Raw genomic sequence first — 6,163 nt, forward strand, 5'->3', positions numbered from 1 at the left:
CGGGTCATCCCCCGCTCTGCTTCCGCACCCAGGCCTGCCACTGGCGCTGCAACTCCGGTTCCGGGATGCCGATCGCATCGCGCACCGCGGTCTTTGCGGCCGCGTCGTCAACGGCCCCTGCCACCCCGAGGTACAACCGGCGCAGCGCGTCCTCGGAGTAGCGCTGCGCGACGAAAGCGGCAACCGACCACGCCGCCTGGTAGGCCAGTGCGGCACGGGCCGAATCCACCGCGAACGCCTCGTCGGTGGGCCAGGCCGGTGCCGTCCCAGAGCGCGTCGCGGCGGCCAAGTCGGGCGCGACATCACCGAATCGCGCATAGGTGCCCTTGCGCCCGACGTACTCGGCGACTCCCTCGGCCAACCACTGCGGTGTGTCGGGACGGGTGGCCAACCGCACCGCCACATGGCTCAATTCGTGCCGGAGCACGACCGCCAGCAGTGGATCCGACAGGTCACGCGCGGCGGGGGTCATCACGATGCGCTGGCCGGTAACGCTGTGATTGGGCACATCCAGGGTCGTGTATACGGTGGCCGCGGCGGCCGCCGAGACATCTGCCCCCTCGCTGGCCGCCAGGGCACCGAACTGTTCGGTCGACGCCGTGGTGATCACGAGCGCTCGTTGCGGCCATCGCGGACCCCAGAAGTCGGTGACCGAACGGACCGCATCGGGCAGCATCGCGACGACGCGCGCGGTGATCCCCTCCGTCCCCGGGTACGACGCGACAACCGATTGCCCGCCAAGTGTCGCCGCATCGGTCGCGCGAGCGCCGGCGAAACTCCACAGCCCGATCCCGCCCGGAGGTCGGCGCATGAGGGTCAGGTCGCCGACGAGTCGCCACTCGTCGTCGTACCGAGCAACAACGAACGGGGTGTCTATCTCGATATCGGGCTCGTCCAGCCCGGGCGTCCCGGTCCCGCCGAGCGCGAACCGCAGGCGCACCGGGGACACCCAGTTGTCGCTACTGCCCTGTTCAGCCAGCTTGGCCGCGACCGATTCCGGGGCGAGCTCCTCGGCGTCGGCCGCGCCGATGAAGTGCTCGAAGACGCGATAGCGCAACGGCTTGCGCGGGCCGGTGTCGGGCCGGGGCACAGCCGAGGAGAGATTGGCCTGTGCCACCACCAGGCCGTCCCGGAAGGCGCGCGGCGCAGATGCGTCGAGGATTGCGTCGAGGTCTCGGGGCCCGCCGTGCAGCAGCGCGTGATCCAACCGCTCCAACAGCGTGTTCACGCCGTCGGTCCGTTGCTGCTCGAAGACGTCAGTGGCAGTCGTCGACGAACTGCCGGTCGTCGGGTCGGCCGTCGGGCCACCGCAGGCGGAGAGAAGAATCGCGCCGCAGAGCAGCACGGCCGCGCGCAGGCCCGGCGACGCCACGTCGGCGGCTAGACCCGGCGAGCCGAGAGGTAGGGGCCGGCCCCGTCGACCGGGACGACCTTGACGGGCACGCCGAAGGTGGACGCGTGGATGACGTAACCGTCACCGACGTACATGCCGACGTGGTGCGCGTCTGGGTAGTAGATGATCAGGTCGCCGGGCTGTAGCTGGTCGCGGCTCACCGGGACGCCGGCCGACATCTGCGCCTGGCTCGAACGGGGCAGGCCCTTGCCGGCTTGGCGGTAGGCCCACACCATCAGACCCGAGCAGTCGAACTGGTTCGGGCCGGTTGCGCCCCACACGTAGGGGTCGCCGACTCGCGACAGCGCCGCCTGGACGGCAACGAGCGCCGGTGACGTGCCCGGCGGTACGAGGGCCGGGTTGAAGTCGAATTTCGGCCCGCGCAGCTCGGCGAGTTGCTGGCCGGTCATGGACTGGTACACCGCACGGATCTGGACTGCCTGCAGTGCAAGATTGGCGCGTTTGGCCTGCAGGACACCGCGGGTCTTCTCGACCTTGGCGATGGCCGTGTTGGCCACGGCCGATGCCTTGGCCGAGTCGTCCTTGACCTGGACCGCCTCCGCCCGGACGCGAGCAAGGTTCTTCAGGTTGCGGGTCGCATCATGGGAGATGATGTCGAGCGCCGACATCTGATCGAGCATCTGCTGGGGCGAGTCGCTGACCAGGAGCGAATAGAGTCGGTTGATGCGAGCTCCGCGGTAGCTGGCCCGGAGGATCCCGTTCACGCGGTGCTGCAGACGCTGCTGCTCACCCGCGGTCGAATCCAGCTTCTTCTGAGCCCCTGCTGCTGCCGCGCGTGCCCGTACGACGATGTCGCGCTGCTTGTTGTACTCGATTGTGGCGTTGTGCATCGCCTCAGCCGAACGCTCGGCCTCGACGTTCAACTTCTTGTAGTCGGCGACGAGTTGGGCCGCGTTGCGGGCGGGTGCAGCCGTCGCCGTCGGCACCGCGCTCAGCGCAACCGACGACACCATCACGACTACCGCGGCGACAGCGGCGCGGCTCCGACCCGAATTCGCAGACTTCACGATTCCCATTCTTCTTCCGACTTCACGATACGAGCGAGGGCGGACGCCCCGGAAAATCCGTGACGTCCGCCCACCTCAGAGCTGGTTTTCGAACACTCAGTAACGGCGGACGGCGGTCAGGGCCCAGGTCTTGACCTTGGCCCGGTTGACCGGGGTGCCGTAGTTCTGCGAATGCACGAACTCGCCGTTGCCGACGTAGATGCCCGAGTGGCTGCCGCCGTTGAAGATCAGCACGTCGCCCGGCTTGGCGTCCTTGTACGCAACCGCCTTGCCACCGCTCATCTGGCCGTAGCTGTCGCGCGGGATGGTCTTGCCAGCGTTCTTGTAGGACCAGTAGACCAGGCCCGAGCAGTCGAACGCGTTGGGGCCGGCCGAGCCGTACGAGTACGGCGAACCGATCTTGCTCTCCGCGTTGAGGACGGCCTTGTCCGCAACGGTGTGGCGCTCCGGAGCCGGAGCGGCCTTGCCCTTGGGCTGGAACTCGTTGGGGACCTGGTTCTGCGAGATGCCGGGAAGCGCGAAGGTGCCGACGTTGGGCACGCGGACCTGCGCGGGCGCAGGCGGTGCCGGCTTCGTCGCGTCCTTCGACTTCGCCTCGCCGTTGGTCTTGGTGACCTTCAGCGTCTTGGTCTTGGGCGCAGCGTGGTGCTTCTGCGAGTTGATGTGATCGCCGAGGGCGCCGAGCTCGATGTTGCCGAGGTTCGGAACGGCGACGGGCGAGGCCATGGCCTGCCCGGCAGCGATCGAACCCATCGCGATGGCACCGGTGACTACCGCACCCTTCGCGACCTTGGTGCCGCGACTGATCTGTTCCAAACGATGTTTGGCCACGAGACTTGTCTCCTATTTCTCCACACGCCTACCGGGTTAGCTGTCGGGTTCGGGCTGGAAGATGCCCTACACCAGGCCTGAAAGAGCTGCATCAGGCACAGTGATTCACCCCGGCGAGGCCTTGCGGCCCCAAGGTGGGTCCCCGGCTCGCTCCCTGGGGAGCGACTCAGCGATTGACTCTCGCGGACCACTTCTGGTGAAGCGTGACGTTCCGCAATGTCTCAAAAAGGTTACGAAAACTGCGGCGCAAAGTCCACCGTTTCCGCAAGCCCTGTTCGAGGTCGAGAGCCAACGAAGACACTACCCGGCCCGCACCACCGACAGAAATCGTTGTTGATACCCATCTTGACCTGCAGTTATGCGCCGAATTGCGGCCTTTTCTTCCGCAATTGTGATGAGCATCGCGTCTCGAAACACCGAGATCGCCGTCACAAGCTCTGCGCGAGGGTCGGAAATGCTGGAGGTTTCCTGTGTTTGTGCTGCGTGTGGGCTGTTTGTCGCACCCACCAGGACGTTCATCATGCAGCCGTCGCAGGCCACCGGGCGGCCCGGGCAGCTGTCGCAGTCGATGCGCATGTGATCTACCTCTCATTTTCTGGAGGGTCCGCGGTCGGCGTGTCTGCCCGTCCACGAACCCGATTTCCGGTTCCTCCCGGACGCTAGCGGCCACGTCTGACAACGACTCCTGCCCGCGATGACTCAACGGGATGTCCGAGGTTCGAACTAGCGTTCGTATCATGCTGGTACACGACTGCCACGGAGCGCAGCAGCTCACGTTCGCCGATGCCGGGATGCCCGACACGGGCATGCCGGGCAACCGGAGCGCCGGCCCGAGGGCCTCCCATCGTCGTCCGCCCACCGTCACCGAACTCGCAGAGATGTGCGCCGTCGTCCAGGGCGGGGTTCACCAATCACTTGCAACGACGCCATTCGTCGTCGTCGACCTCGAGACCACCGGTGGCAGTGCCGACCGTGACGCGATCACCGAGATCGGCGCGGTCAAGATCTGCGGCGGCGAGGTTGTGGGCGAGTTCGCAACACTGGTGGACCCCGGGTGTCCGATCCCGCCGGAGATCGTCACCTTGACCGGGATCACAACCGCGATGGTCAGCGCGGCACCGCGGATCGGCGAAGTGCTCGCCTCGTTCCTCGAGTTCGCCCGCGGCGCTGTCCTTGTCGCCCACAACTCACGGTTCGACCTCGGCTTCCTGGCGGCGGCGGCCCGGCGCAACGGTCTCGACTTCCATTTCCCGGCGACACTGTGCACCGTTGCATTGGCCAGGCGGGTACTCACCCGAGACGAGGCGCCGTCGGTTCGACTGTCGGCGATGGCCGCACTGTTCGGGTCCACCACCACCCCCACCCACCGAGCGCTGGACGACGCGCGTGCGACCGTCGACGTCCTACACGCACTGCTGGAACGCATCGGGAACCGCGGGGTGGGCACCTTCGCCGAATTGCTGGACTACCTGCCGCGCGCGACACCGGCGCAACGGGCCAAACGCCGTTTGGCCGACCCCATCCCCCGCGCGCCCGGCGTGTATCTCTTCCGCGGACCCTCCCAAGAGGTGCTGTATGTCGGCACCGCCGTCGACCTGCGCCGCCGGGTCCAGTCCTACTTCGCCGGCGACGCGCGCCCGCGGATCGCCGAGATGGTCGCGCTGGCAACCCACGTCGACCACGTGGTGTGTGCCCACGACCTCGAGGCCGGCGTTCGGGAACTGCGCCTGCTGGCCGCCCACAACCCGGCCTACAACCGTCGCTCCACCCAGCCTCGACGCGGGTGGTGGATTTGCCTGACCGAAGAGCGGTTCCCCCGATTCACGGTGCGGCGCGAACCTCTGCCGGAACCGGTCGGCTCAGTGGGGTCGACCGTGTCGATCGGACCCGTCTCGCCACGCAGCACCGCGCAGACGGTCGCGCAGGCGCTGACGCGCGCGACGGGCCTGCGGTCGTGCACCGGACGCCTGGGATCCCGCGATGACTTCCATTGGTGCCGGCCGGACAACGCCGTGGGTGGTTGTATGGCTGCGACCGAGCGGCCGGAGTCGGTGTCGGACTACCTGCCGCGCGTCTGCACAGCTCTCGATGCCGCACACGGCCGGTCCGACGCCGCGCTGCGCTTGCTCGCCGAGTCGGTGACCACCGCCGCCCTTGCCGAGCACTTCGAGACCGCGGCCCGTCGCCGCGACGAGCTCGCCGCCACGGTGCGCGTCCTAGGAGCCGCGCAGCGTCTGCGGGCGCTGTGCTCGATCGAGCAGCTGATCGTCGCCCGACCCGGTGTATCCGGCGGTTGGCGGTTCGCCGTCGTGCGCCACGGTCGGCTCGCCGGCGCCGGAGTCTCCCGGCCGGGCGCTCCGCCGATGCCGGTGGTCGACGCCGTGCGAGCCGGTGCACAGACAGTTGTACCCGCGCCCGATCCGCTGCGCGGCACCCCCGCAGAGGAGGCCGCCCTGGTCTACCGATGGGTCACTGCCACCGATGCCCGCATTGTCGATACCACCGACGGATTCGCATTGCCCCGCGGTAGCGCATGCGGCTGGGACGCCTGGGCCGCGGCCGCCCGTTCAGCGCGGACGGGAAACACCCGCGCGGGACATTAAGGTGGAGACCATGCTGACCGCATTCGTGTTGATCAATGCCGACGTTCATTCGATCCCGGAGACCGCGCAAGCCGTGGCCGATATCGACGGGGTCACGGAGGTCTACTCGTGTGCCGGCGACGTCGACCTCATCGCGAAGGTTCGCGTCCGAGACCACGACGCGATCGCCGAGGTCGTGACCAACCGCATCAACCGGCTTCAGGGCGTGAGAGCGTCGACCACCCACATCGCTTTCCGCAGCTACGCCAGTCTCGACACCGAGGCTGGCTTCGCCGTAGGCGAATAATCGACTCGAGCGCCGTAGGCGA

The 6,163-nt window shown here is 67.8% G+C and carries 6 protein-coding genes and 1 riboswitch; of the genes, 2 read left to right on the forward strand and 4 right to left on the reverse strand.

The features are described 5' to 3' along the window. Positions 1 to 4 precede the first annotated feature (4 nt). From B4L26_RS02675 to B4L26_RS02690, 4 genes are all read right to left on the reverse strand, one after another. A complete protein-coding gene (locus tag B4L26_RS02675; RefSeq protein ID WP_290715522.1) occupies positions 5 to 1,372 on the reverse strand; it encodes a hypothetical protein in 1,368 nt (455 codons plus the stop codon). An 8-nt stretch (positions 1,373 to 1,380) separates the two neighbouring features. Further along, complete coding sequence (locus B4L26_RS02680; protein ID WP_409563426.1) at positions 1,381 to 2,430, reverse strand: C40 family peptidase; 1,050 nt, start codon at positions 2,428 to 2,430, stop codon at positions 1,381 to 1,383. Positions 2,431 to 2,517: 87 nt separating this feature from the next. Continuing rightward, complete coding sequence (locus tag B4L26_RS02685; RefSeq protein ID WP_290715524.1) at positions 2,518 to 3,252, reverse strand: C40 family peptidase; 735 nt, start codon at positions 3,250 to 3,252, stop codon at positions 2,518 to 2,520. Between the two features lie 11 nt (positions 3,253 to 3,263). Continuing rightward, positions 3,264 to 3,434, reverse strand: a riboswitch (cyclic di-AMP (ydaO/yuaA leader). A 118-nt stretch (positions 3,435 to 3,552) separates the two neighbouring features. Then, positions 3,553 to 3,828 (reverse strand): hypothetical protein, encoded by a 276-nt coding sequence (locus B4L26_RS02690; protein ID WP_290715526.1) that lies wholly within the window; start codon positions 3,826 to 3,828, stop codon positions 3,553 to 3,555. Positions 3,829 to 3,989: 161 nt separating this feature from the next. On the opposite strand from B4L26_RS02690, the gene B4L26_RS02695 reads away from it, so the two are divergent. Then, the gene (locus tag B4L26_RS02695; RefSeq protein WP_409563425.1) at positions 3,990 to 5,855 is read left to right on the forward strand and encodes a DEDD exonuclease domain-containing protein; all 1,866 of its coding nucleotides are present in this window, start codon (positions 3,990 to 3,992) and stop codon (positions 5,853 to 5,855) included. A 10-nt stretch (positions 5,856 to 5,865) separates the two neighbouring features. Then, entirely contained in the window at positions 5,866 to 6,141 is a 276-nt protein-coding gene (locus B4L26_RS02700; RefSeq protein WP_290715528.1) for an Lrp/AsnC family transcriptional regulator, read from the forward strand. The last annotated feature ends 22 nt before the right edge of the window (positions 6,142 to 6,163 follow it).

This window comes from Gordonia sp. UBA7599 (assembly GCA_002477755.1).
In the GTDB taxonomy this organism is placed as follows: Bacteria; Actinomycetota; Actinomycetes; order Mycobacteriales; family Mycobacteriaceae; genus Gordonia.

Excerpts from the sequence above, each read along its gene's own strand:
- B4L26_RS02680 (WP_409563426.1), bottom strand. The coding sequence starts at position 2,430 with ATGGGAATCGTGAAGTCTGCGAATTCGGGTCGGAGCCGCGCCGCTGTC.
- B4L26_RS02690 (WP_290715526.1), bottom strand. The coding sequence starts at position 3,828 with ATGCGCATCGACTGCGACAGCTGCCCGGGCCGCCCGGTGGCCTGCGAC.
- B4L26_RS02695 (WP_409563425.1), top strand. The coding sequence starts at position 3,990 with ATGCTGGTACACGACTGCCACGGAGCGCAGCAGCTCACGTTCGCCGAT.
- B4L26_RS02700 (WP_290715528.1), top strand. The coding sequence starts at position 5,866 with ATGCTGACCGCATTCGTGTTGATCAATGCCGACGTTCATTCGATCCCG.